The organism is Leifsonia sp. AG29 (assembly GCF_009765225.1).
Lineage (GTDB): Bacteria > Actinomycetota > Actinomycetes > Actinomycetales > Microbacteriaceae > Leifsonia.
In genome coordinates this window covers 1-22,463 of the sequence record NZ_VMSF01000001.1, presented here as the reverse complement: position 1 = coordinate 22,463, position 22,463 = coordinate 1, and the positions used below count along the sequence as shown (strand labels likewise).

The window sequence follows — 22,463 nt, the reverse complement described above, 5'->3', positions numbered from 1 at the left end:
GGTAACCCAGTCGAGGGATTGTGGTATGACCAGTAAGTCCGATAAGAATGTCGCTGAAAGGCCGATACAGGCCGATTCGGCGAGACCAAACCATCGAGCGATCCGATTGAAGGGACTGAAGTGAAGACGATAGATCTATCTGACGACGTTGTCGTGGTCAGCGGAGGAGCCGGCGACATCGGCCGAGCGATTGCGCTCGAGCTCGCGGTCGCTGGCGCTCGCGTCGTGGTCGCCGATCGCGATATCGCGGCCGCCGAAGAGGTCGTCAAGGCAATCCAGGCTGAAGGCGGCCGCGGAACCGCGCTCAGCGCGGACGTCCGTTCCACAAGTTCTGTGGAGGAGGCGATCGAGAGCGCCTACAAGCAGTTCGGCTCGCTCACTGGGCTCGTGAATGCAGCCGGCGTCCTGCGCACCGGTGAACTCGCGGCGATGACCGATGAAGCCTGGGATGAGATTTTCGACGTCAACGTCTCGGGCACCTTCCGCACGACCCGCGCGGTGTCCCCGTACTTCCGCGCTGCGGGTCGAGGCTCGATAGTCAACCTCTCATCCGTCTCGGCCTTCATCGGTTCCGCAGACGGCGCCGCCTACACGTCAACGAAGGGCGCCGTCCTGAGCTTCACCATCGGAACCGCGGGCGAGCTAGCCCCGTATGGAATACGGGTCAACGCCGTCTGCCCGGGATGGGTCGATGGAGGCTTCACCCACCAAGCGATGGAGGGTTCGGAGAATCCCGAAGCTCTCGAGGCTCTCGCGGTGAGCCTGCATCCGCTCGGCCGCATGGCGAAGACCACGGATGTCGCGAACGCGGTTGCCTGGCTCATGTCCCCGCTGGCCTCCTTCATCACGGGTACCGCCCTCTTCGTCGACGGGGGATTCATGATCCAACACCATTGACCGATGTCGAGGTTCGAGCAACCCGTCACACGTCACTACCGTGCTGACGTCCACTAGCGCGACCAGCGTGGCGATAGCAGACGGCGACGACCAAGCTGACGCGAAGCAGCAAAGCCCCCACGGGGCGCGCCCGCGACGAGAAGCACGACGGCCAAGGCACGGCGGCCAGGGCTGCCCCGCGCGAGCTCCGAACCACGCATCCAAGGCCATACACGTGATGGTGGATGTCACCACCACCGTGGTCACAGCTGGCAATCGCGCGATCCGGTGCCGCGCACTGGGGCCGCGCGGTTCCCGGTGCGGTCCTGTCGTCGCAGCTCTCATCCGCCACCCGGAGAGAGGAATCCCCTGAGAGCCCCCTCAGGCACGTCGGCGGCGGCGCCTAGTTCGTCCCGACAGGACAGTGAGCGTCCGCCCGCCGGTTCCAAGGATGAAGATTCCGCCGGTGACGCTTTTGGTCACTGCGCGGTCCACCCCCCGTCGATGGCCAGCGCCGCGCCGGTGATGAATGTCGTCTCATCGGAAAGCAGATACGCGGCGAAGCCGGCAATCTCTTCAGGAGTCGCCACTCGATTGACGGGGTGCAGCGAAGCGATATAGGCGGCTCCTTCGGCGGTTGCGCCCATCGAGCTGCGGAACAGGGGCGTATCCACACCCCCACTGACCATCGCATTCACCCGGACGCCCGATTGGGCGAGCTCGAGTGCCGCCGAGCGGGTGAGGCCCACCACACCATGCTTTGCCGCGACGTAGGGAGACGCGGTCGGCATGCCGACGACGCCGAGGTTGCTGGCGTTGTTCAGCAAGCTTCCGCCTCCGCTCGCCTGGACAGCGGGAATCTCGTACTTGAGCGCATAGAACACGCTGGTGAGGTTGACCGCCACGTCGGATGCCCAGTCGTCCGCGTCGATATTTTGCACCGGACCGAAAACCCGACCTCCGCCAGCGTTGTTGAAGGCTCCGTCAAGTCGACCGAACTCTCGCACCGCGGTCTCCACAAGACTCGCGACCTGGGACTCGACCGTGACATCCGTCGGGACGAACAACGCCGTTCCACCCGCCGAACGGATGTCGGCTACCGTCTCCTCTCCTTGGCGTTGGCGCCTCGCGCCGACGACGACAGCGCCCCCTTCGGCAGCGATCCGACGCGCTACCGCCTTGCCCATTCCACTGTTTCCTCCGGTGATGAGGATCACCTTGTCCGTGAAGCGCCCCACGACAACACCCTTTCTGGATCGATCATTCAAGATAGCTGACAACGCTACCCATAACTGGAACAATCGGTCAAGATAAACTGAAGATTAAGCCGGGAGGTCACATGGCACGAACCCGCGAGTTCGACACGGACGCCGCCGTGTATGCCGCGATGAATCTGTTCTGGTGTCGCGGATTCGAAGCCACGTCGATTCAGGACATCGTCGAGGCAACCGGGGTGCAGCGCGGCTCGTTGTACGCAGCATTCGGGAGCAAAGAGAATCTCTACCTCACAGCACTTGACCGTTACCGCCGGGATCTGTCAGAGCCGCTTATCGAGGCCCTCCGCTCCGGAGTATCGCTTCGCTCACTTCTCCGTTCGACCCTGCTCGAACTCGTCGATTTCGCGATCGAAGCCGACGGCAGCCGCGGTTGCCTCATCGTGAGCGCCGCGATCGAGCGATTGCCGGTCGATACTGGAGCCGCGGGACGCGTGCGCGAGACGGTTCGAGCGATCGAAGACGCCGTTTATGATGCGCTCGTCGCCGCGCAAGTCCAGGGGGACCTTGAACCGGACCGAGACCCCCGGGCACTGGCACAGTTCTTCGTCACCATCATCCACGGATTGCGCGTATCCGGGATGATCCAGCCCGACCGCGGCGCCCTGATGGGCGCGGTCGACTCCGCCTTGAGCGTGCTCGACTAGCGCTCATAAGTCGCTCCGAACCAGGTCAAGAGCGGCGCGTCCATGTCACGAGGCTGCGCGAGCCAGCACGGCCAACTGATCGCCGACGACCTCGAGCGGTCCGGGTCCTCCCGCCGCACGACTCAGGATGAGCGCTCCCTCCATTGAAGCCAGCGCAGATGTGGCCAGAGCGGCGGCAGCTTCCTCCGAGAGCCCAGCCGACGCGAATCGTTCAGCGAGAGCGGCCGACCACGAGGAGAAGATGTCGTGAGCGACATCCAGAAGCGCGGCCGAGCGCTCGTCCGCACTGTCGACGTCGAGCACGGAGCCGGCCACAGCACATCCCGACCCGTCACCGCGCAGGACCACCGACCGCCAGAGGTCCACGAAATCAGCCATCGTATCCGCTGCCGACTCTGCGGGCAGCGAACGGATCGTCGCCTCCGTTCTCTGTCCGACGAAGCGCACAGCCTCTTCGGCCAGCTCTGCTTTGCCACCGGGGAAGTGGTGATAGATCGAACCTCGTGGCGCGCCGCTCTCTTGGATCACCCGGGCGAAGCCCGTGCCTGCGAGTCCCTGCCGCGCGACGAGCTTGGCGGTGCTGGCGATCATCCGCGCGCGGCTGGTGCTGCCGTCCGAGCCGGCCATGCGAACACCTCCTTGACTATGACGATCATCATACTCTACAGTGCAGTTCACGCCTATGACAGTCGTCATAGAACACGGATGAAGGGAGCAGGCCATGCCCATGGTCGCCGTTACCACCGTCGAAGGACGCTTCAATGCGGAGCAGAAGTCCACTCTGATTTCAGAGCTGACAAAGGCTCTGCTGCGCAACGAGGGCGCTCCTGATCACCCGGCCTTCAGAGAGAACGTCGCGGGCTTCATCCATGAACTCCCCTGGGAATCGGTGGCGACCGCCTCGGGCGAACACGACGTCGTGCGCGTCGACGTGCTCACACCCGAAGGCGCCCTCGACCGAGATCAGCAAATCGGAGTGGTCCGCGACCTAACAGCGATCGTGTCAGCCGTCGCCGGCGACGAATCGCTCGCTCAACGGACCTGGGTACTCCTCACCGAGAGCCCCGACGGCGGCTGGGGCATTAGCGGCAGGGCGCTTTCGCGCGCCGACATCCGACTCGCATCCAGCAGAATCAGCCCCGATACGCCCTACTGATCTCGCCGCTGAGCATCCGACTCCGGTGCTTCGAGAAGCGGACGCTCCATGAACCACTCCGTGAAGCGCGTGGCCCGCCCATCTTCTGCAAGCTGAACGATCCAAAGGTTGTCGAAGAGCTTCCTGCCCACATAGTCGGTGCACCCCCTGACAATCGCGAGACCGGGTCTCTCGAGAAAGATCTTCCATTCGAAGGACCAGATCCCGGGCTGATCTGGATGGTCCACCCAGCTTCGGACGATCGCTTCTCGGCCACGCAAAGGCTCGGCGGAAGGCTCGTACTCGTACACCGCATCCTCTGTGAACAAGGCTCGAATATCGTTCGGGTCGTTCGAACGCCAGGCAATCAGGTAACGCTGAACCCACTCTTCCCCCGCTGTCACTCCGATGCCCCTCTCAAGCTCCATCGAAGTCAGGAGACTACACCGAGCCCTGGACATAATTCGCGGGGACGTTGTGAACGCGTGACTTAGGCGAAGGCCTCCGGGGCGATGCGGGGCACCACACACCACTCGTCGCACAGAGGTCTCCGTGACTCACGCTAACCCACCGCTGACGCCGGAGGAGTGTCGTCATCTTGCCGTCCTCGTGGTGGATCGTGGCTGGCCGAGGCGGCGCGCCGCGGAGCGGTTCCAATGCTCGCCGGCAACAGCGGAGCTTGGGCTGACCGCTACCGGGCGAGGGTGCCGGTGACTGATCGCAGCTGCTGCCCATCAACGTCGCCGTCGCGGTTGAGTCGGCGCATCGAGCAGCGGATCGTCGCGTTACGCTTCACCCGCCGGTGGGGTCCGCATCCGATCGCGCACCACCTCGTCTTGCACCATTCCACGGTCCCGCGGGTACTGCGCCTGCAGCTGGCGCCGGATGTTGCGCCGCGAGGGCGTCCCGTACCAGCAGCCGGAACCGCGGATGCCCATAACTGCAGAGTCCCACGACGCGGTCTGCGATGCAGCGGCGTGACGCACTCGCGTCTCCTTCGGCAATTGGGCTATTGGTCCAGCCCGGGTTCACACTCGGAGCCGCCCGGATCTATACCGTCATCCTAGTTGCGGTAATACCAGTCAGCCCAGTATGAATTGGAGACGAGAGGAGATTCATGACTTTGCACACCCCCAAACGCACGACGGCGGCAGACGGATAGCCCTGACCAGTGAATCAGCCGCCTCACGCTTGAGCTGGACCAGGAGACGGGCCTGCTCGTGACTCTCGCGGACGGTGAGCGCCGACTGGATTTCCAGTTTCACGCGGAACTGGTTCTCGCCGGGACGGAAACACATCCGCCGGTGGGCGGTCTCGATTACACGCAAACCCGCCGATTGACACAGCCTGAGCGCATCGACCAGGAAGCTCTCGAGGTGCTTCATCTTGATTCGCGTGAATACCGCGTGGCGGCCACCCTCGATGATTGGCAGGTCACATGGGTTTATTCTTCCGAGCCACCTCTCCTCGGATCAGCCTTCGCGCTGAATTCGGTCCCACGGAGAGCGCCGACCGAGTTCTGCGAAACGTTCACTTCCGGATCCGGGCGAGAGGCCTGGACCCTCACCACTGGAAGGTCCACGCGCCGGGCAATCGGGTTCGCCCAGACCTCCCGATCGCGGCCCTGACGCGAGCCGCGCCAGTGTCGCCGCCCGGGGGACTCAAGGGGTCATCCGGCATCATCGGACTCGAACGGCCGGGCGACGAGCGGTTGCTCGCGGTTGTGTGGCCGTTTCCTGAAGAGGAGATCGGCGACGTGACAATCTTCGGCCAAGAAGACGGTCTACTCGTACACTTCCAAACCGACCTCGCGGGCGAACCGGCGATCGGAACCTCACTGAGCACGACGATTCATCTTGACCTCCTCCGCGCGTCCTGGAACGACGCGCTGGACGAGATCCCGGAGTGGCTCGAACAGGTGGGCGTCAGAAAGCCGGACTCATCTCCGGGGTGGGTAGCGGGAGCTCGGATCTACGAGGCCCAGATCGGCTTCTCCACGTTCGCTGGCGGCTGGCATTATTCGCCGTACTCCACAGCGGACGACCTCCTGAAGGACCTAGATCGCATTCAAGACCTCGGCTTCAACACCCTCCAGATCATGCCGCAGCACCCCTTCCCCTCGTATAACGTCTTCGACTACCGGGACGTCTCCACCAGTTGGGGGCAGATCGACGTCCTCCGGGCGATTATCCAGACATGCCATGAGCGGGGCATGCGGGTGATCTTCGACATCCTCCTCCACGGTGTCGTCGACAAGGAGGCTGTCACCCGGGCAGCCGACGCCGTACGACGAGGCCCCTACTACAGGCGCATCGGCGAGGCCACATCCCCTCTGTGGAAGGGCGACGGCGACAATTATCACGTCGCCTACAGTCGCCATATCATCGACTTCGAGCCCTATTGGAGCGGCGGCTCGGCGGAACGTCACCCTCTCGTGGCCGAGCATCCCGAATGGTTCGGACGGTCCCGCGACGGCATGATCATCGGCATGTATACCAAGTCCTTCGATAACGGGCATCCGGCGTGGCAGAAATACTTCATCGATGCGTGTACGCGACTCGTCGTCGATCTCGACATCGATGGGTTTCGTTTCGATGCGCCGACCTTTAACTACTTCGCCAACTGGACCTACCGCGCCAGGGCCCACGCGAGCACGTCCATGCTTGGGAGTGTGCCGATGTTCCGGCACCTGCGGCGCGTGCTCAAGCGGATCAAACCGGAGGTCATGCTCTACACCGAGCCATCTGGTGTTCTCCTTCGGCAGGACATGGATGTGACGTACAACTACGACGAGCAGTGGCTCTTCGGCGCTCTTTACGACGGAGGGGATCCCGATGACCAAGAAGCCATCACCGCGCAGACCTGCGCAACCTGGTTGAACGAGCGAGACGCAGCCCTTCCGCGTGGCGCGCTCACCGCCCACCACATCGATTCGCACGACACCTTCTGGTGGGAGTTACCCGGCCACAAGTGGCTCCGCGAGCTCTATGACGTTCCGCGCACGAGAGCACTCATGTACCTCTTCGCTCTAAGACCGGGCCCGTACATGACGTTCACCGGCGGGGAAGAAGGAATCGAAGCCGCTCTGCGCGACACCCTGCACCTCAAGGCTCAGCGGCCGGAGCTCCAACGCGGTGTCGCGCGCAGCGTCGACGTGGGCCACGCCGATGTCTATGCCGTGGAAACTCGGCACAAAGAGCACCGTTCCCTGGTCATGGTGAACTTGAGCGGTGATCCTGCATTGTTCGCAGGTGAGGTTGAAGCATCCGACACCGGCGATTGGACCATTGCCGATCTGCTGGGTAAGACAGTTGTCCGGGCAAGCGCAGTGGATGGATCTGCCGCCAGCCTTGTGCGGCTAAGCGGGCTGCTCGAGGGTTGGACGGCTGCCGTCGTTCCGCTTCCGCCCACACGGGGCCAAGAACCTCGTTGGGGACCATCGGCACTCCGCTGATCCTGGCTACGACGTCTGAGCGCTTCGTGGCGCCTTTCCCCGACGCCAGCCCCTTGGTGACGGAGACACTGACACGGTTGCCGCACCTTATGCGGTCACCGATGCCCTCTTCGTCGCCATCAGCAATTTCGCCGCTGGGGCCGCAAGCCGCATCCGCTGCATTCGTCTATGCGGTGGGGATGCGGGGGTCCCAGCCGCGGTCGCGGACCGAATGTCGTTCCGCAGCTAGGGGCAGAGCACGCGGAGAGGGCCCTCCCGATTAACGGATGAGGGAACATCAATATTCCGGTAACTGTTTCTGGCCGCGATCATAGGACCGCTGACAGCCTGGTGTTGTCTCGAGCAGCCACCTCTGACGCCGGTATCGAAATCACCGTGATCGACGCCGTCGGAATGAGCGCAACGCGGTTACTCGACCGGCTCAAAGGTTCGCGCGCTCGACGATCTCGCTCTGCGCCGCATCTGCTCCGCCGCATCGGAGTGAACGACGGTCTACTCACGATCTCCCATCGGCTCAGCATCCAGACATACGAGCCCATAAGCAGGGGGCTGCGAGCTCGGCGGCGACCGGGGGGTGTGCATCCGCGAGAGCACCGGCGCTGGCGCCTGAAGTCCCCACACCCTCCGGCCGCGACTCGCGGTCGCCGAGCTCGGCGACCTCTCCGGCGCGGTCGGCGCCGTTGTCGGCGCACTGCAGGACGCGCCTGGCGGTGGGCCCTCGCGCGGTGACTCGGCCCTTCTGGAGGTCACACCTCGGTCCGTGCCGCCTTCACCTGCGGGTGCCCGTTACTGAGAAGGAGTCCTAACCGCCGCTGTGCCACGGCCTCCTGCAGTCTGCGGGCACCCGCTTTCGCACCCCGATAGGTCGTCGCGACGAAAACGACGCCCGACGAAGCTGCGAAGTCCGATCACCTTTTAGCTCAGCACTTCATCCTTCTCTATGACGCTTGGGCGGGGGAAGCGGGTGTGGGTGCCTCCCCGCGAATCATGGCTTGGTCGGATGAATCGGACCGAGTCCATGTCGGTGAATGCAGGATAAGTGTTGTGGAACAGCCCCGTTCCACGCTCGCTGAGCTGCAGCGGCACTGCACTCAGCTCTTGCCCCGAAAAGGCTGGACCGACTGCGACGACGAACCGTTGCGAGCCGTCACTTACCGAAACCTGGGTGGACACCGGAGTTTTACGCACCCACGGGTCTCGGATGGTCACGTCGAGCAAGCCGTCGTGTGCCCTGAACCGGATGCGGCCGGCGAACCGGTATTCACCGGGCGCGCCCTCTCCGACGAACGGGAACCGGAATTCCTCCGCGCTGGCCTCCGCGCCTCCATCGGTGACAACGTTCCCGCCGACGGCCGCCACGTAGACGAGAAACGAGTGCTTCACCCCCCAAGCCAGGGCGTGGAGGGGTGGCTGGGGTTCGGTCATCGCCACCGCCCCCGACTCTCATGTGCCTTCACGTCAACTCCTTCGCCTGCCTCGCCGCGGGCGGTTCTTGTATACAACCATGGCAACGTTGCCCAATCAAGCCCCATCGAAGCCGATTGCATGCAGAAAGTCATTCCGATGACCTCTTTATGCAGAATCAGGGCGCGTGTGTATACAATTCGGTGATCGCGCTGAAGCGACCCGATAGAACCTCAACGGAGGAATCAATGGAGATCATCGTCGACCGCGGCCGGTGCACCGGCATCGGAATTTGTGAGTCTTTGGACCCGGCGCGGTTCGAAGTCGGAGACAACGGCGCGCTCGTCATCATGAAGGCGGAAGTGAGCGAGGACGAGCTCTCCGCCGCCGAAGAGGCCGTGCGCTCCTGCCCGGCCGCAGCGCTCAGGCTGCACGCAGCGGGGACAGCGGCCTGATGAGCGGCGGGCTCGTTATCGTCGGCGCCTCTTTGGCCGGCCTTCGCGCCGCTCAGGCCGCTCGTCGGGAGCGCTTCGAGGGCGACATCGCGCTGATCGGAGACGAGGCGCACCTCCCCTACGACCGGCCCCCGCTCTCGAAGGCGTACCTTGCAGCAGACGGACAGCCGGACTTCTACGCGACCGCGGAAGAGCTCCGGGACCTGGGCATAACGCTGCGGCTGTCCACGCGCGTCGACAGGCTCGACGCGGAGGCTCGCGAGGTCGTGCTATCCACGGGGGAACGCGTGCCGTTCGACACGTTGATCGTGGCAACCGGCGCGACACCGCGCAGACTGCCGGGGGTCCCGAAACTTCCTGGAGTGGTCACGCTCCGCACCCTCGACGATGCCCTCGAGCTTCGAGAGATGCTACACGACGGGGTCGACGTCGTGATCATCGGCGCCGGCTTCATCGGTTCCGAAATCGCCTCGTCCGCCCACGAAAAGGGCGCTACGGTGACCATTCTCGAGGCCGCCCCGGTCCCGCTGGTACGCGCAGTCGGCGAGGTGGTAGGCGCCGCCCTTTCGAGCCTGCACGACCGCAACGGCGTACGCCTCGTCCGCAGTGCCCGAATCACCGAGATCGCGGGCGTCGACCGGGTGCGCGAGGTGGTACTCGCCGACGGGGAGCGGATACCCGCCGATCTGGTGGTGGTCGGCATCGGGGCGGCGCCGGCCACGGGGTGGCTCGCGTCATCCGGGATCGAACTGAACCCGGATGACGGAGGCGTCGTCTGCGACGAGTATCTTGAGTCGTCGATCCCCGGCGTTTATGCGGCGGGCGATGTCGCCCATTGGCCGAACCGACTGATGGACACCACCATGCGCTTGGAAAACTGGACCAGTGCCGCCGATCAGGGCGCCCGCGCGGGGATCAACGCCGTCGCTCCAGAGAAGCGCGCTGCCTTCGAGACGGTGCCCTACTTCTGGAGCGACTGGTACGGCAGCCGTATCCAGTTCGTGGGAAGTGCCGTCGCGGAGAGCGTCAACTTCGCGTCGGGAGATCCGGAGCGCGACCGATTCATCGCTCTGTACCGCACCGGCGACCGGCTCGTCGGTGCGGCCGCGCTCAACGAGCAGCGGAAAGTGATGAAGCTGCGCCGTGTCATCCAGCTACGGGGCACTGTTGAGGACGCACTCTCTCTGATCGAAGAGACGCGGCACGCCCACGCCGTAGGCGCCAGCTCCTGAACGGACGACCCCCACGCCCCCAAACACAGCCCGGCCGCAGGGCCTCGTCGCCCAGGCCTGCAGCGACATCAGGAGCGAACTGTATACGAAACGAAAGGAGCAGGGTAAACAAATCCCTGCTTGACACCCAACTAGAGCTGAGTACGCTCACGCTGCAGTGTCTCTGTATACAAATACACTGTAACGCCCACACAACGGAGCGCATACGCGCTCGTAGTCACCCACAACGACCCGGAGCATGACCGTGACCCTGATAACCCCCAATGAATCGCGCCCATTCTCTCGCGAGCACCCGATCACGACCGACGAAGACATCAGCTCAGACACGTTCTGGGACCAGCCGTTTGACGTACGAGACGAAACGTTCGCGCGCCTTCGCAAGACCGCCCCCGTCAGCTGGCACCCTCGCCGCAACACCCCCGAGGTCGCCGAGGAATACCAACCCGCAGGCTTCTGGGCACTCACCAAGAAAGAGGACATCTCGTTCGCCAGCCAGAACCACGGCATCTTCAGCTCCGACACCCGGAACGGCGGGATCTCGTTCCACGCGGTCGATCCGCGATTCGAGACGACTCCCACATTCCTCACGATGGATCCGCCCGACCACACGCGGTACCGCCAGATCATGAGTGCCGCGTTCACCCCGAAGGCGGTGGCTCGCCTGACCGAGAAGATCACCGAGCGCGCCGAGCAGATCGTGGACGCGGTCGCCGGCGGAGGCGAGTTCGACTTCGTCCGGGATGTCTCCGCGAAGCTGCCCATGCTGACGGTGGCCGATCTCGTCGGTGTGCCCGAGAGCCTCGTCCAGACGTTCGCCCACGCCGGAGACAACGTCGTCGGTGCCGCGGATCCAGAATTCGTGGCCGAGCTCGCGAACCCCCAGGAGTACATCCTCGAGCAGACCCGCATCCTGACCCAGATCGGCGTCGACATCGTCGAGCATCGACGCACGCACCCGGCGAGCGACATCGCGACAGCACTAGCCAACTTCCAGCCCGACGGACGGCCGCTGAACGAAGCGGAGATCGGCTCGATGATGCTGCTTCTGAGCGTCGCCGGGAACGACACGACCAAGCAGACGACGACGCGCACGGTCGTCTCGCTCTGGCGCAACCCGGACCAGCGCCAGTGGCTTATCGAGGATTTCGACGGCCGGATCGCCGCCTCAATCGAAGAGTTCGTGCGGCACGCGTCGCCCGTCCTCCAGTTCGCCCGCACCGCCCTCCAGGATGTGGAGATCCGGGGCCAGCACATCGAGCGCGGTGACAAGGTGCTGCTGTTCTATTGCTCGGGCAACCGTGATGAGGATTCGTGGCCGGACGCGCACCGGTTCGACATCCGTCGTCGGCCGGTCTCTCACGTCGGCTTCGGCGGCGGAGGAGTGCACTACTGCCTCGGCAACGGCGTCGCAAAGGCTCAGCTGCGGGCGCTGTTCAAGCAAATCCTCACGCGTCTCCCCGACATGGAGGTCGGTGAGCCGGAACTGCTGCGAAGCGACTTCATAAACGGTGTGAAGCGCCTTCCGGTTCGGATTGCCGCCTGATGCGCGCCGCAGTTCTTCGGGCGACCGACCGGCCCTTCGAGATCGAGGAGATCCACCTCGGCGAACTCCGGCCCGACGAGGTCCTGGTCCGGGTCGTCGCCAGCGGGATGTGCCACACCGACCTCATAATGCGCAATCCCGCGCTTGCAGCGGGATTCCGGCCGATCATCCTCGGACACGAAGGGTCCGGGGTCGTCGAAGCGGTCGGGAATGCGGTCACGCAAACGAAGCCCGGCGACCATGTCGCGCTGAGCTTCGACGCTTGTGGATGGTGCCGATCATGCCTCGCAGGCAATCCGGCGTATTGCGTGCAGTTCGAGGTGCGCAACGTCACGGGCGCCCGGGCGGACGGCACTCTCTCGGCGGTCGACCAGGCGGGCGCGGACGTCGCCAATCGGTGGTTCGGGCAGTCGTCATTCGCCGAGTACGCGATCGCGACCGAGCGGAACATCGTCGTCGTTCCCGACGATGTTCCGCTCGAAGTGGTCGGACCGCTCGGTTGCGGTCTGCAGACCGGAGCCGGATCGGTGTTCAACGCGATGAGGCTCCGGCCGGGGCAGAGCCTGGCGGTGCTCGGAGCGGGCGCCGTCGGACTGGCCGCCGTCATGGCGGCGAAGATCGCCGGCGCCCGCGACATCGTTGTCGTGGATCTCCACGAATCCCGGCTCGCGCTGGCCGAGGAGCTGGGCGCGACGCGCACGATCCGGGGCGACGCCGAAGACCTGGCATCCGCTATCAGGAACGGTGCGGATGGCGTCGACTTCTCGTTTGAGACGACGTCGGTGACGGCCCTCATCGGCACCGCGATCGCGGTTCTGCGCAGACCGGGCAAGGCGGTCCTCGTGGGCGCAGGCGCCGGCCGGCTCGACATCCATCCCTCGGCGCTCACCGGCCGGACCGTCACCTTCGCTCTGGAAGGAGGCGCCATTCCCCAACTCCTCCTGCCACGCCTCATAGAGGAGTGGCGCGCCGGAAGGTTCCCCTTCGAGAAGTTGATCACCACCTATCCCCTCGCCGCCGTGAACCAGGCGGAGGCGGATTCCATCTCAGGCAAGACGGTCAAGCCCGTCCTGCTGATGAACTGAAAGAGGCATGGCTATGAGCATCGACACCACAGCACGCGTCTGGACCGCGACCTCCCAAGGCAACGCACTCGCTACGGCCGACGGGTTCGACGTGATCAACCCGGCCACCGGTGAAGTCTTCGGACGGGCCCCATCCGTTCTTCCGGGGCAACTCGACGAAGTGTTCGCTGGCGCCGCGGCAGCGTTCGACACCTGGAAGCGCGATGACGACGCCCGCCGCGAGGCCATGCGTCGCGCGGCGGATGTCATCGAAGCAGAGGCGGACCACCTCGCTCCTATCCTCACGACGGAGCAGGGGAAGCCCTTGTCCGATGCACGGGGCGAGTTCCTCATTGCTGCGCACTGGCTGCGTTACTTCGCCGATCTCGAGATCCCGCGCGAAGTGATCCGCGACGACGCCGAAGCCTACGAAGAGGTGATCCGCAAGCCCCTCGGCGCAGTCAGCGCTATCACTCCATGGAACTTCCCGATCACTCTCGCGATGTGGAAGATCGCGCCGGCCTTGCGGGCTGGCAATACTCTGGTCGTCAAGCCGTCGCCCTACACTCCGATGGCGACGCTAGCTCTGGGTGAAGTGCTTCGCGGCATCCTTCCGGATGGCGTGCTCAACGTCGTCACCGGCCTGGAGCCGCTCGGCTCGGCCATGGTGTCGCATGCTGTCCCGCGCAAGGTGAGTTTCACCGGTTCAACCGCGGTGGGACGCAAGGTCGCCTCAGCTGCGGCTCCCGACCTCAAGCGCGTAACCCTCGAGCTCGGCGGGAACGACCCTGCCGTGATCCTCCCCGACGTCGATGTCGAGCAGATCGCTTCCAGTCTGTTCTGGAGCGCGTTCGCGAACAACGGCCAGATCTGCCTCGCGGTCAAGCGCGTCTACGCCCACGAGTCGATCCAGCCGCAGCTCGTAGCGGCCTTGGGCGAGCTGGCCAAAAGCGTCCGCGTCGGCGACGGCTTCGAGGAGGACGTCGAGTTGGGGCCGATCAACAATCGCCCGCAGTTCGAGCGTGTGAAGGGTCTGGTCGACGACGCCAGAGCCCGAGGTGCGCGCGTAGTCGCCGGCGGGGAGGCCCTGAACGGACCCGGCTACTTCTACCGGCCCACCGTGCTGGACGGCGTCACCGACGACTTCCGTGTTGTCGCAGAGGAGCAGTTCGGCCCGGTCCTCCCGGTGCTGTCGTTCAGGGACGAGGAGGACGTGATCCGCCGCGCGAACGCGAGCGAGTACGGTCTGACAGCGTCAGTCTGGTCACAAGACCTCGACCACGCGGCGGCACTGGCAGGTCAGATCGACGCGGGTCAGGTGGCGATCAACCAGCACGGCCGCGCGGTTCTGCCCCATCTCCCGTTCGGCGGACACAAGTCGAGCGGTCTCGGTGTGGAAAACGGCCCGTGGGGCTACTACAGCTTCACGGAGCTCCAGGTGATTGCCGCCCCTCCTCGCTCATCCGTCTGATCCCCCTCCGGCGATAGGACCGCTGACCCGCCAGGGCAGCGGTCCTCATGCGCATCCACCTCGAGTTCCACCCCGTTCTAGGATGTGTTCCGTGAGGGCGAGCGACCTGGCATACGAGGGGCTGCGGCAGGACATCATCGACTGGGTGCTTCCCCCGGGATCGACGCTCGGCGAGATCGAGACGGCGGAGCGATACCGCGTCTCCCGCACCCCCGTACGGGAAGCACTCGCCAGGCTCGCCGCCGAGGGGCTTGTGTCTACCTCCGGGCGCACGGCGATCGTGACCTCGCTGACACGTAAGGACGTCCTCGAGCTGTTCGAATTGCGCGAAGCCCTCGAGACGCAGGCCGCTCGTCTCGCCGCCCGTCGGAGGTCCCCCGAACGCTTCGCCGAGCTGCTGGAGGAGTTTCGCCGGGGGCCGAGCTCAGAGGGCGACGCGGATCCGCGGCGGCCTTACTTCCTCGCCAGCGAACTCGATGTGGCGATCGATGCGGCCTGTCAGAGCCGTTATCTGCAGTCCGCACTCGAGGATATCCGCGGGCAGATCGCCCGCGTTCGCTTCCATGCGCGTTCGAATCCGCATCGGGAGGAGCGCGCGATTGAAGAGCACATCCAGATCGTAGAGGCCATCCTCAGCGGTGACGAGATGTTCGCTTCCCAGGTGACCGCCGTGCACCTCCGCAACAGTCTCGCGAATGTTCTCGACTCCCTTCCCCTCTGAGGGCGCGTCGGACCCTGCAGGCTCCTTCGGCACGCCTGTCGACCAGTCGCCCTAGACTTTTCCCATGGACACCCACGAAGCGGTGGAGCGGTTGCGGACCGCGGTTCTCGAGCTCGTGATGACGAGCCCCGAAACGGCCCTCAACGTCTCCTCGATTGCGAGCGCGGCGGGAATCTCCCGCGACGACTACTACCGTCTGGCCCCGGCGCCCATCCAGCTGCTCGCCGAGGCGCTGAGCGATGAACTGCTGTCCCAGTTCGACGACATCGAGGGGCGCTACAGCGACGACGAGGTCCGCACGTTGCGGGCTCGTCTGGCGTTGACCCACATCGCGAAGTGGGGGGCGGTGTACCGCGGACCGCTTCGTGTCGAACTGATGCAGTCGATGCGTCTGACTCTGGCTCACTCTTTCCGCTTGTGGACCGAGGACTATCTGCGCCGTCATCCCGAGGCGCTTCCGGCCGGTGTGGGGCCCGACGATAATTCGGCAATCGAGTTCCTGGCCGCCTTCGTCGCCGGCGGCGGGATGGCGGCGATCGAGGTATGGGTCGACGATCCGGAGCCCGATGTCGATCGCGCCATGAAGCTCCTGTCGGCGATGGCGCCGTCATTCGTCTGACCTGCACCTCCGCTACGGGCTCCCAGGAAGTGAACGGGCCGGTCGTGGTTCAGTCCGCCCCGCGGCGAGCGACTGGTTCCGCGAGGCGCATGCGGCCTCGGCGAGCTCCACCGCGTCCGGCCCCGACTGCATACGTACGAACACGCACTCGAACGCCGCGTTTGGCCAGCGTCTCAGGGAGAACTCAGGGGCGCCCCTATGCAGCTTGGCTCGTCGCCTTCCGGTGAAGACGTCGGGCGTTTTCGATCAGATCGACGCCATCGGGTCCCCAAAGCAAGCGCATGATCCGCGCTTCGTTCTCGGGACTTTGAATTTCGCGGATATCTGACTCTCGGCGACGGATGATGTCAGCCGAAGAATCGATCTGCTCCTGCGTACGACCGGCGGCGCGCTGCAGGTGTTCCGGAAGGATAGCCGGCATGACGTCATTCCATTGCTCATAGACCTCTTTGAGAGCGTCGGTCGCGAGCGCATGCGAGGGATGCCAATTCTCCCGGGCCACCTGCGCAAACTGAACATTCATGGAGACTCCGGTCTCGGGGTCCCGGAGAACGCTTTCTCGGTGCCCGAAATAGGGCGAGTATTTGCCGTAGAGCGCATTCAACTCAGCCATGCTCAAGGGAATCTCCGCTTCCTCCGCTCCGACCAGCCGCAGGTACGATGCCATCTCGCGCACGAACTGGTCTCGTTGTTCTGCGGTCAATGGCTGAGGCGCCTCGTCGCCGTGCCAGGCGAGCTTCTCGTAGGCGCACAGTGTCCCGTGCAATTCGGTGATGGCAGCCCACATTGCATCTCTTGGCTCGGCTGCCGCGTATCCGCCGATCGATGGGTCTTCAGGGTCGATGACGGGGCCTTTGACGTGGCCATGGATACGATGCAGATGCATAGCCATATTCGTCGCCGTGGTGGTATCACCGAGCCACATCGGCGCGTGCATCCCGGAGTTGCGTTGAAAGCGCTCGAAGAAGTCGAACATTGTGAATCTACCGGCCCGGGCTTTGCGAGAGATCGGGTCTGCGTCTCTGATGCCGGCGGTGATCGGCATGTACAGCGTCTGGGCTGCTGCTTGCGCCGCCGTCTCGAAGACGATCGTGGCGGGATGCAGCAAAACCTCCCACATGATCGAACCCGGGCCGAAGAGCCCGTAATCCGGTGTCCCGTCGCTTTTTTCGGATCCCCCCGCAGGCGTCACCTCACCGAAACGGCGCCACCGCGCCGCATCCCCGAGCAGGAGATCGTGAGTGAGAACCGGAACCCCTGGCTTACGGCTGGGAGCGTCGACCGCGTCATTCATGTCAGACCCCTTCGTCTATTACGTACGAATTTCGTACGTATCGTGAGACTAGGCGATCCTCGACCCGGCCGCAAGCATCGACGACAGTCCAGTGCCGGGCCGACATGCGGTTGTCGACTACTAGGGTGGAGGGAAAAGTGAGGGGCCTCGCGATGGAAGATCAGACGCGCAGACCCGCTGGGCGGCCGCGTGACCCGGGGATCCGCGCACGGGTCCTTCTCGCCGCACAGCGCGTGTACATTCGATCGGGCATGGCAGGCTTCACCTTCGAGGCGATCGCGCGAGAATCAGCGGTCGGAAAGCCTGCGATCTACCGCAGATGGCCATCAACGACGGAGCTGATGGACGATATCCTGAGCTCGCACGAACTGGTCCCCGAAGACTCTTCCGGCGGCGGCATCCGGGCGGAGCTCATCGAGATAGCCATGCGAACCCTGCAACTCGTGCATTCGGAGCAGGGGGCTTTCATTCTGAGGCTCAACGCCGAGCAATACGTGCAACCCGGACTCTTCGACCAATACCTCGATCGACTTCGAAACGTCATCCACTTTCAGAACCGCGCACTAGTGACGGAGTCCATCCAGAGCGGCGAGCTGGCGGCTGATTGCGATCCGGACGTCTTGATACAGTCCGTGACCGGAGCGGTATTCGTCAGTGCCATTCTCGGATTCACGGTGGCCCCTGACGCCGATTCGGATGGGGCCGAACAGTACTGCACGCGACTGGTCGACCAAGTCCTCAACGGCGCCCTGCCTGGGGTGCAGAACTCCCGCGATTAGATCTTCACTCGAAAACAAGCACATCGGGCGTCAACGTCACCTTGGACGCAGCACGAAGAGCTGCCCAACCTCGGGCGCACGTCTCTTTACCCGAAACGGCCGCCGCAAAATGGTACCTGTCCGCTCACCGACACGCCGAAGTTCACCCGCGGGGCGGTTCGATTGCGGTGACACTGGCCCTGTGAAGCATGTGCGGATCATCGCGCCGGGGCACCTCGTGGACCTGGTGCTCGAGACCCTTGAATACAATGTTGCGACGACCGACGTCGTCCAAATTCCGAATACCGCTACCCGACCGGGCAGGCGGCCTGGTGCTCTGGGACGTCGCCCTTGAAGGGATGAGCGACCTCCTCGACCGGCTTCAGCAACTGGAAGTGCAGCACCAGGGCTCGATCTCGGCCTTTGACATCGGGGGCGAAAGCTCGGACGCGGCGAAGCGCTTGAGATGTTCGTCGCCACCATGATCGCCGCCAAAGGCGTGGTCTTCGCCGAGCCCATCCTCATCGTCGGCGCGATGGTCGTCGGCCCGGACTTCGGGCCGCTGGCAGCGCTCTCGGTCGGCCTCGTGAGATGGCTGGCTCGGATGATCGGCCAACCGGCCTCGCGCTCGTCGTCGGGTTCACCGTCGCCATCGTGGTCACGATCCTGCTCCCCGCGCTCCACCGCGATTCATCTGATGTCGCCAGGCGACCTGCTGCATTCTCGGCGTCTGACCGTCGCCGGTGATCCGCGAGAGGCTGCTTCGCGCCCGCCTCGGTCGCGGCCCCAGCGCCGCCGCGTGGCCATCCTCCGCGGCCCGTTTCCGGATCGCGTAGAACGTCTCTCGGGAGACCCCGCGCTCGGCGCAGAACGTCTCGATCGACGGGCGCTTCTCCAACTACCGAACGTAGCTCTTCAACGTCTTGGCACGAGGGCATGAATTCCCTTGATCTTCCGTTTTCGCCGGTCGCTGAGCGCTGCACCGCGGAGCGTTCGCTCGCCATCGGCGACCGTATGTGCGGTGAGTCCGCCCTATTGCCGATTGGTCGCCCCTGCCCGCTACTCCCGGCCAGCTTCTGGCGCTCACTCGTGAAAGGAGGGTCAGCGTTGCTACGACGGAACCCGGGAGAGCCCGAGGATGAGCCGGTCGAAGGCGCGGTCCGGAAGGAGAGAGGCGAGCGCGATCATCGGTGCGGCGCCGTACCCCACGCGATAGCGGGTACGTGGTCGACGCACGGTCGCCGCGCGGAGCACCGTGGCTGCTACGGCGGCAGGCGAGGAGGTGCGCGCCGCGTCGGGCCGGGAGCTTTGGCTCAGCGTGGTCGCCATGGCCTCGGCCTGCTCCGAGTACGCACCCGAACCCGAGGTCTCGCGGAGCTTGCGTGCGGCGATATCGCCCCAGTCGGTGCGGATCGACCCGGGCTCGACCACCACAGCTTCTATTCCGAAACGGGCAGTCTCGAGGCGGAGGGCGTCGCTCAAGCCTTCGACCGCGTATTTGCTTGCGTGGTACCAGGATCCGAGCGGGGTAGCAAAGCGGCCACCCATCGAGCTGATGTTGATAATCCGCCCGCGCCCGGCCGCGCGCATGTGGGGCAGCACTAGTTGCACCATGCGGGCGAGACCCAGGACGTTCACGTCGAGTTGCGCGCGGGCCTCCGTCAGCGGCACCTCTTCGAGCGCGCCATACGATCCGTATCCCGCGTTGTTGACTAGGACGTCGACGCGCCCCGCCTCGGCAATCACCCGAGTCACTGCGGCGCTCGATGACACCTCGTCAGTCACGTCGAGGGCGAGGGGAAGCACGCCTCTGCCGGCAAGCTCGGAGAGTCGCTGGGCACGCCGGGCAGCTCCGTAGACGGTAAAGCCGGAGCCAGCCAGCGCCAACGCCGACTCCCGGCCGATCCCAGCGCTGGCGCCGGTAACTATAGCGACTCGTCCTTCATTCCTGGTCATTCGATCGGTCCTCTCGCTTTAGGCGACCGTCGGTCGCATAATAGACAATAAGCGACTGGCGGTAGCTTGTCAACGCCCGTGCGTATAGAATGCCGCTGATGACCACGTATCTGCGGGCCCGCAGCCAGGGCCAGCGAGAGGAGCGGCAGCGTCACATCCTCGAAACGGCCGCCGCGATGCTCGCGGAGCTCTCGGTGTCCGACCTGACGCTCACCGAACTCGCTCGCCGGGCCGGCAGGTCCAAGGCGCACATCATCAGCTACTTCGAGACCCGCGAGACCGTGCTGCTCGCGCTGCTGGAGCGGGAGGCCGCGCGATGGCTAGACGCCTTCGCGACCTCGCTGCAGGCTCGGCCCGAGTCGGCGAGGGGATCGTCGCTCAAGCGTGCGGATCGTTTCGCGCAGCGCGTAGCTCGCTCGCTCGACGAGGATCCGGTCCTCTGCGAGCTCCTCAGCGCGGAGGCGGCCGTGCTGGAACGGAACGTGTCGACCGCGCTGGCCGAGAACCACAAACGTGTGGTGAGTGACCTGTTCGCACGGCTGGCCGAGACGATTCTGAGCGCACTTCCGGAGCTCGGGGAGCCAGGCGCCCGGGCGGCCGCCGGTTCACTCGTAGTCCTCGCCGGCGCGCTCTGGGTTCATGCGCACCCGGCGCCTTCCGTCGCCGCGGTATACCAGAAGGACCCGTCGCTCGCTGCATTCGGGACCGACTTCGCGAGCATGCTGGAAGAAATGTTCGCCACGCAAGTCCGCGGACTGCTCGCCGTCTCGCTGAGCTGATCCAGGTCGAGGTATGCCGTCAACACGGGTAAGTAGATCGCGGCAAGCCATGGGACTGTCTGATTGTCGGTGTTTCTTGGTCGGCCGCCTGACCGAGAGGAACAGGCCGTGATGGACACGACCGAGATGATCGATCCTGTGACGAGAGAGATCACCAATGAGCAGCAGCTCGCGCAGCAGTTGCTGAAGCAAGCGAAGGAGCACGGCGTTGACCTCGTTGGGCCTGGTGAGCTGTTGAACGGGCTCGCCATGCGAGTCCTGGAGGTAGAGCTGGAGGCGGAGACGACCGAGCAGCTCGGTCACGCGAAGCATCAGCAGACCGCGAGCGGGAACATCCGCAACGGCAGCAGATCGAAGACCGTGCTGACTGGGGTCGGCCCGGTGGAGATCGTGGTGCCTCGGGACAGGGAGGGGTAGTTCGAGCCGAAGCGGGTCTGTCCGATCGTGTTCATCGACGCGCTTCGAAAGTGAAGGTGCGGGACGGGCAGGTGCGGAACAAGCCGTTCTATCTCGCGATCAGAGTCGTTGTGAACAAAGAGCGCGACATCCTCGGGATCTGGGCCGGTGACGGCGGCGAGGGGCGAAGTTCTGGCTCGGGGTGCTCCCCGAGATCAAGAACCGTGGCGCCGAGGACGTCTGCATCGTCGTGTGCGACGGGCTGAAGGGTCTGCCCGAGTTGATCAACACGGCGTGGCAGTTGGCGACGGTTCAGACCTGCACCATCCAGCTGATCCGCAACACGTTCCGGTTCGCGTCGCGGTCACTACTCGGAGGAGATGGGCAAGGATCAGCGCCGGCCTATACCGCGCTGACTCGCGACGAACTAAGGACCGTAGGGTGGCGGTCATGGTCGCGTGCGAGAGTGCACACGCTCCGGCCGGCAGCGGTAAGAGTCGGATTAGTCCCACGACGTGAACGCAAGACGCGCCGCCTCCCTGACTCCGCCGATCGAACATCATGAGAGCTCGGCGACGTCAGTGTCGGGTGTCAACACCCCGATAGTCGGACCTCCGAAGCTCGGAACTCGGTTGAGCGCGACGAATGGCACAGCTGCCGTCTCAGCTGTGAGTGCTGCGAGTCTGCCGATCAACGTTTGCGGGTCGGCGGCGATGGCCCCTCCGCCCGGCCGGCGTCGATGTCGTCCTGCGCCATCCATGGCCGCAACCCGGACTCGCTGATCCCGAGACCGCGGGCAACCTGCGCCACCGGCTCACCCTGCGCGACCAAATCCAACGCCCTACGCCGAAACTCCGGCGACTTCGCAGCAGGCATCAGCAGACCCCCTTCCCGACACGATCATCGCCCCAGATCAGGTGTCCGGGAAACCGGGTCAGGCTCCGACCTCGTTGAGGATGAAAGTGAGTTCGCGGGTGAAGCGACTGTATTCGCGGACGATCGCGTTGATCAGCGCCCGAGCCACTGCCCATGCCTGTGGTCCAGGGACGAATTCCAACGTCTGCGGGTTCCTCAATTCTCAGCTGGCGAGCACCCGCAAGACGATGATTGGTTAGCGGTCTTACCTTCACTCCATCCGTGCTGCCCGCCAGGATGGAGATCAACATCTAGAATGATCCACTGGACTCACGCCCCCCCATCCGGCCTGGGTCCCGCCCACGCGCTCGGACTCGATCTTCTCCTGGTAGCCCGACGCCTTGTAGGCGGCCATCGGATCGGCAGGCAGTCCGCGCGACTCGCGGTAGGCCGCGAGGTCGCCGCGGACGTCGGTGTTGAACGCGTCCATGAAGACGGCGTGGGCGGCGAGCACGTCGTGCTCGCGCTGA

The 22,463-nt window shown here is 64.7% G+C and carries 23 protein-coding genes and 3 pseudogenes; 17 read left to right on the top strand and 9 right to left on the bottom strand.

Annotated elements, in window-relative coordinates:
- The first annotated feature begins 120 nt into the window (after positions 1–120).
- Positions 121–897: an SDR family NAD(P)-dependent oxidoreductase gene (locus FPT20_RS00130; RefSeq protein ID WP_158861671.1), complete on the top strand. Its 777-nt coding sequence runs from the start codon at positions 121–123 to the stop codon at positions 895–897.
- A 458-nt stretch (positions 898–1,355) separates the two neighbouring features.
- Here the strand turns inward: FPT20_RS00130 and FPT20_RS00125 are convergent, their stop codons facing one another.
- Positions 1,356–2,114: an SDR family NAD(P)-dependent oxidoreductase gene (locus FPT20_RS00125; RefSeq protein WP_158861670.1), complete on the bottom strand. Its 759-nt coding sequence runs from the start codon at positions 2,112–2,114 to the stop codon at positions 1,356–1,358.
- Positions 2,115–2,215: 101 nt separating this feature from the next.
- Here FPT20_RS00125 and FPT20_RS00120 point away from each other — a divergent pair, with 101 nt between their 5' ends.
- Positions 2,216–2,797, top strand: a complete 582-nt coding sequence (locus FPT20_RS00120) for a TetR/AcrR family transcriptional regulator (protein ID WP_158861669.1) — start codon at positions 2,216–2,218, stop codon at positions 2,795–2,797.
- A gap of 45 nt (positions 2,798–2,842) precedes the next feature.
- Here FPT20_RS00120 and FPT20_RS00115 read toward each other — a convergent pair whose 3' ends face one another.
- Positions 2,843–3,424: a TetR/AcrR family transcriptional regulator gene (locus tag FPT20_RS00115; RefSeq protein ID WP_158861668.1), complete on the bottom strand. Its 582-nt coding sequence runs from the start codon at positions 3,422–3,424 to the stop codon at positions 2,843–2,845.
- 94 nt (positions 3,425–3,518) lie between these two features.
- Here FPT20_RS00115 and FPT20_RS00110 point away from each other — a divergent pair, with 94 nt between their 5' ends.
- Positions 3,519–3,953 (top strand): tautomerase family protein, encoded by a 435-nt coding sequence (locus FPT20_RS00110; protein WP_158861667.1) that lies wholly within the window; start codon positions 3,519–3,521, stop codon positions 3,951–3,953.
- Here FPT20_RS00110 and FPT20_RS00105 read toward each other — a convergent pair.
- Positions 3,947–4,360: a nuclear transport factor 2 family protein gene (locus FPT20_RS00105; protein WP_158861666.1), complete on the bottom strand. Its 414-nt coding sequence runs from the start codon at positions 4,358–4,360 to the stop codon at positions 3,947–3,949. The genes FPT20_RS00110 and FPT20_RS00105 overlap by 7 nt on opposite strands.
- 124 nt (positions 4,361–4,484) lie before the next feature.
- Between FPT20_RS00105 and FPT20_RS17790 the strand changes: the two are divergent.
- Positions 4,485–4,816, top strand: a pseudogene (locus tag FPT20_RS17790) (helix-turn-helix domain-containing protein); the annotation flags it as partial.
- A gap of 231 nt (positions 4,817–5,047) precedes the next feature.
- Here the strand turns inward: FPT20_RS17790 and FPT20_RS00100 are convergent.
- Entirely contained in the window at positions 5,048–5,317 is a 270-nt protein-coding gene (locus FPT20_RS00100; RefSeq protein ID WP_158861665.1) for a hypothetical protein, read from the bottom strand.
- A gap of 257 nt (positions 5,318–5,574) precedes the next feature.
- Here FPT20_RS00100 and FPT20_RS00095 point away from each other — a divergent pair, with 257 nt between their 5' ends.
- On the top strand, positions 5,575–7,386 hold the full coding sequence (locus FPT20_RS00095) for an alpha-amylase family glycosyl hydrolase (protein WP_158861664.1): 1,812 nt from the start codon (positions 5,575–5,577) through the stop codon (positions 7,384–7,386).
- Between the two features lie 915 nt (positions 7,387–8,301).
- Here the strand turns inward: FPT20_RS00095 and FPT20_RS00090 are convergent.
- Positions 8,302–8,811: an HtaA domain-containing protein gene (locus tag FPT20_RS00090; protein ID WP_158861663.1), complete on the bottom strand. Its 510-nt coding sequence runs from the start codon at positions 8,809–8,811 to the stop codon at positions 8,302–8,304.
- Positions 8,812–9,038: 227 nt separating this feature from the next.
- On the opposite strand from FPT20_RS00090, the gene FPT20_RS00085 reads away from it, so the two are divergent.
- From FPT20_RS00085 to FPT20_RS00055, 7 genes are all read left to right on the top strand, one after another.
- Positions 9,039–9,245: a ferredoxin gene (locus FPT20_RS00085; RefSeq protein ID WP_158861662.1), complete on the top strand. Its 207-nt coding sequence runs from the start codon at positions 9,039–9,041 to the stop codon at positions 9,243–9,245.
- Positions 9,245–10,477 (top strand): NAD(P)/FAD-dependent oxidoreductase, encoded by a 1,233-nt coding sequence (locus tag FPT20_RS00080; RefSeq protein ID WP_158861661.1) that lies wholly within the window; start codon positions 9,245–9,247, stop codon positions 10,475–10,477. Before FPT20_RS00085 ends, FPT20_RS00080 begins: the two co-directional genes overlap by 1 nt.
- Positions 10,478–10,715: 238 nt before the next feature.
- On the top strand, positions 10,716–12,020 hold the full coding sequence (locus tag FPT20_RS00075; RefSeq protein ID WP_158861660.1) for a cytochrome P450: 1,305 nt from the start codon (positions 10,716–10,718) through the stop codon (positions 12,018–12,020).
- A complete protein-coding gene (locus FPT20_RS00070; protein WP_158861659.1) occupies positions 12,020–13,105 on the top strand; it encodes an NAD(P)-dependent alcohol dehydrogenase in 1,086 nt (361 codons plus the stop codon). Before FPT20_RS00075 ends, FPT20_RS00070 begins: the two co-directional genes overlap by 1 nt.
- Positions 13,106–13,118: 13 nt before the next feature.
- The gene (locus FPT20_RS00065) at positions 13,119–14,555 is read left to right on the top strand and encodes an aldehyde dehydrogenase family protein (RefSeq protein ID WP_158861658.1); all 1,437 of its coding nucleotides are present in this window, start codon (positions 13,119–13,121) and stop codon (positions 14,553–14,555) included.
- A gap of 91 nt (positions 14,556–14,646) precedes the next feature.
- On the top strand, positions 14,647–15,276 hold the full coding sequence (locus FPT20_RS00060; protein WP_158861657.1) for a GntR family transcriptional regulator: 630 nt from the start codon (positions 14,647–14,649) through the stop codon (positions 15,274–15,276).
- A gap of 64 nt (positions 15,277–15,340) precedes the next feature.
- Positions 15,341–15,895 (top strand): hypothetical protein, encoded by a 555-nt coding sequence (locus tag FPT20_RS00055; protein ID WP_158861656.1) that lies wholly within the window; start codon positions 15,341–15,343, stop codon positions 15,893–15,895.
- A 196-nt stretch (positions 15,896–16,091) separates the two neighbouring features.
- Here the strand turns inward: FPT20_RS00055 and FPT20_RS00050 are convergent, their stop codons facing one another.
- Positions 16,092–17,189, bottom strand: coding sequence for an oxygenase MpaB family protein (locus FPT20_RS00050; RefSeq protein WP_199245609.1), 1,098 nt, complete (start codon positions 17,187–17,189; stop codon positions 16,092–16,094).
- 104 nt (positions 17,190–17,293) lie between these two features.
- Between FPT20_RS00050 and FPT20_RS00045 the strand changes: the two genes are divergently transcribed.
- The 3 genes from FPT20_RS00045 to FPT20_RS00035 all read left to right on the top strand — a co-directional run bounded on the left by FPT20_RS00045 (position 17,294) and on the right by FPT20_RS00035 (position 18,887).
- Positions 17,294–17,968, top strand: a complete 675-nt coding sequence (locus tag FPT20_RS00045; protein WP_325064778.1) for a TetR/AcrR family transcriptional regulator — start codon at positions 17,294–17,296, stop codon at positions 17,966–17,968.
- Between the two features lie 311 nt (positions 17,969–18,279).
- Positions 18,280–18,432 carry a hypothetical protein gene (locus tag FPT20_RS00040; protein ID WP_158861654.1) on the top strand — a complete coding sequence of 51 codons (153 nt, stop codon included), beginning with the start codon at positions 18,280–18,282 and terminating at the stop codon, positions 18,430–18,432.
- Positions 18,414–18,887: a hypothetical protein gene (locus tag FPT20_RS00035; protein ID WP_158861653.1), complete on the top strand. Its 474-nt coding sequence runs from the start codon at positions 18,414–18,416 to the stop codon at positions 18,885–18,887. The genes FPT20_RS00040 and FPT20_RS00035 overlap by 19 nt, the downstream gene beginning before the upstream one ends.
- Positions 18,888–19,057: 170 nt before the next feature.
- On the opposite strand, the gene FPT20_RS00030 is transcribed toward FPT20_RS00035, so the two are convergent.
- On the bottom strand, positions 19,058–19,903 hold the full coding sequence (locus FPT20_RS00030) for an oxidoreductase (RefSeq protein WP_158861652.1): 846 nt from the start codon (positions 19,901–19,903) through the stop codon (positions 19,058–19,060).
- 98 nt (positions 19,904–20,001) lie between these two features.
- Here FPT20_RS00030 and FPT20_RS00025 point away from each other — a divergent pair, with 98 nt between their 5' ends.
- Complete coding sequence (locus tag FPT20_RS00025) at positions 20,002–20,682, top strand: TetR/AcrR family transcriptional regulator (RefSeq protein WP_158861651.1); 681 nt, start codon at positions 20,002–20,004, stop codon at positions 20,680–20,682.
- Positions 20,683–20,808: 126 nt separating this feature from the next.
- Positions 20,809–21,490: pseudogene (locus tag FPT20_RS18200) on the top strand (transposase); the annotation flags it as partial.
- Positions 21,491–21,768: 278 nt separating this feature from the next.
- On the opposite strand, the gene FPT20_RS18195 reads toward FPT20_RS18200, so the two are convergent.
- Together FPT20_RS18195 and FPT20_RS00005 are read right to left on the bottom strand one after the other, a co-directional pair.
- The gene (locus FPT20_RS18195) at positions 21,769–21,954 is read right to left on the bottom strand and encodes a transposase (protein ID WP_158861648.1); all 186 of its coding nucleotides are present in this window, start codon (positions 21,952–21,954) and stop codon (positions 21,769–21,771) included.
- A 283-nt stretch (positions 21,955–22,237) separates the two neighbouring features.
- Positions 22,238–22,463 (bottom strand): annotated as a pseudogene (locus FPT20_RS00005) (hypothetical protein); the annotation flags it as partial.

Bases quoted from the DNA above. Each gene is read 5' to 3' on its own strand.
- FPT20_RS18195 (WP_158861648.1), bottom strand. From the start codon at position 21,954: ATGCCTGCTGCGAAGTCGCCGGAGTTTCGGCGTAGGGCGTTGGATTTG.
- FPT20_RS00025 (WP_158861651.1), top strand. From the start codon at position 20,002: ATGACCACGTATCTGCGGGCCCGCAGCCAGGGCCAGCGAGAGGAGCGG.
- FPT20_RS00075 (WP_158861660.1), top strand. From the start codon at position 10,716: ATGACCGTGACCCTGATAACCCCCAATGAATCGCGCCCATTCTCTCGC.
- FPT20_RS00100 (WP_158861665.1), bottom strand. From the start codon at position 5,317: ATGAAGCACCTCGAGAGCTTCCTGGTCGATGCGCTCAGGCTGTGTCAA.
- FPT20_RS00070 (WP_158861659.1), top strand. From the start codon at position 12,020: ATGCGCGCCGCAGTTCTTCGGGCGACCGACCGGCCCTTCGAGATCGAG.
- FPT20_RS00030 (WP_158861652.1), bottom strand. From the start codon at position 19,903: ATGACCAGGAATGAAGGACGAGTCGCTATAGTTACCGGCGCCAGCGCT.
- FPT20_RS00120 (WP_158861669.1), top strand. From the start codon at position 2,216: ATGGCACGAACCCGCGAGTTCGACACGGACGCCGCCGTGTATGCCGCG.
- FPT20_RS00115 (WP_158861668.1), bottom strand. From the start codon at position 3,424: ATGGCCGGCTCGGACGGCAGCACCAGCCGCGCGCGGATGATCGCCAGC.
- FPT20_RS00110 (WP_158861667.1), top strand. From the start codon at position 3,519: ATGCCCATGGTCGCCGTTACCACCGTCGAAGGACGCTTCAATGCGGAG.
- FPT20_RS00090 (WP_158861663.1), bottom strand. From the start codon at position 8,811: ATGACCGAACCCCAGCCACCCCTCCACGCCCTGGCTTGGGGGGTGAAG.
- FPT20_RS00050 (WP_199245609.1), bottom strand. From the start codon at position 17,189: ATGAATGACGCGGTCGACGCTCCCAGCCGTAAGCCAGGGGTTCCGGTT.
- FPT20_RS00035 (WP_158861653.1), top strand. From the start codon at position 18,414: ATGTTCGTCGCCACCATGATCGCCGCCAAAGGCGTGGTCTTCGCCGAG.
- FPT20_RS00085 (WP_158861662.1), top strand. From the start codon at position 9,039: ATGGAGATCATCGTCGACCGCGGCCGGTGCACCGGCATCGGAATTTGT.
- FPT20_RS00080 (WP_158861661.1), top strand. From the start codon at position 9,245: ATGAGCGGCGGGCTCGTTATCGTCGGCGCCTCTTTGGCCGGCCTTCGC.
- FPT20_RS00045 (WP_325064778.1), top strand. From the start codon at position 17,294: ATGCGGTTGTCGACTACTAGGGTGGAGGGAAAAGTGAGGGGCCTCGCG.
- FPT20_RS00055 (WP_158861656.1), top strand. From the start codon at position 15,341: ATGGACACCCACGAAGCGGTGGAGCGGTTGCGGACCGCGGTTCTCGAG.
- FPT20_RS00065 (WP_158861658.1), top strand. From the start codon at position 13,119: ATGAGCATCGACACCACAGCACGCGTCTGGACCGCGACCTCCCAAGGC.
- FPT20_RS00105 (WP_158861666.1), bottom strand. From the start codon at position 4,360: ATGGAGCTTGAGAGGGGCATCGGAGTGACAGCGGGGGAAGAGTGGGTT.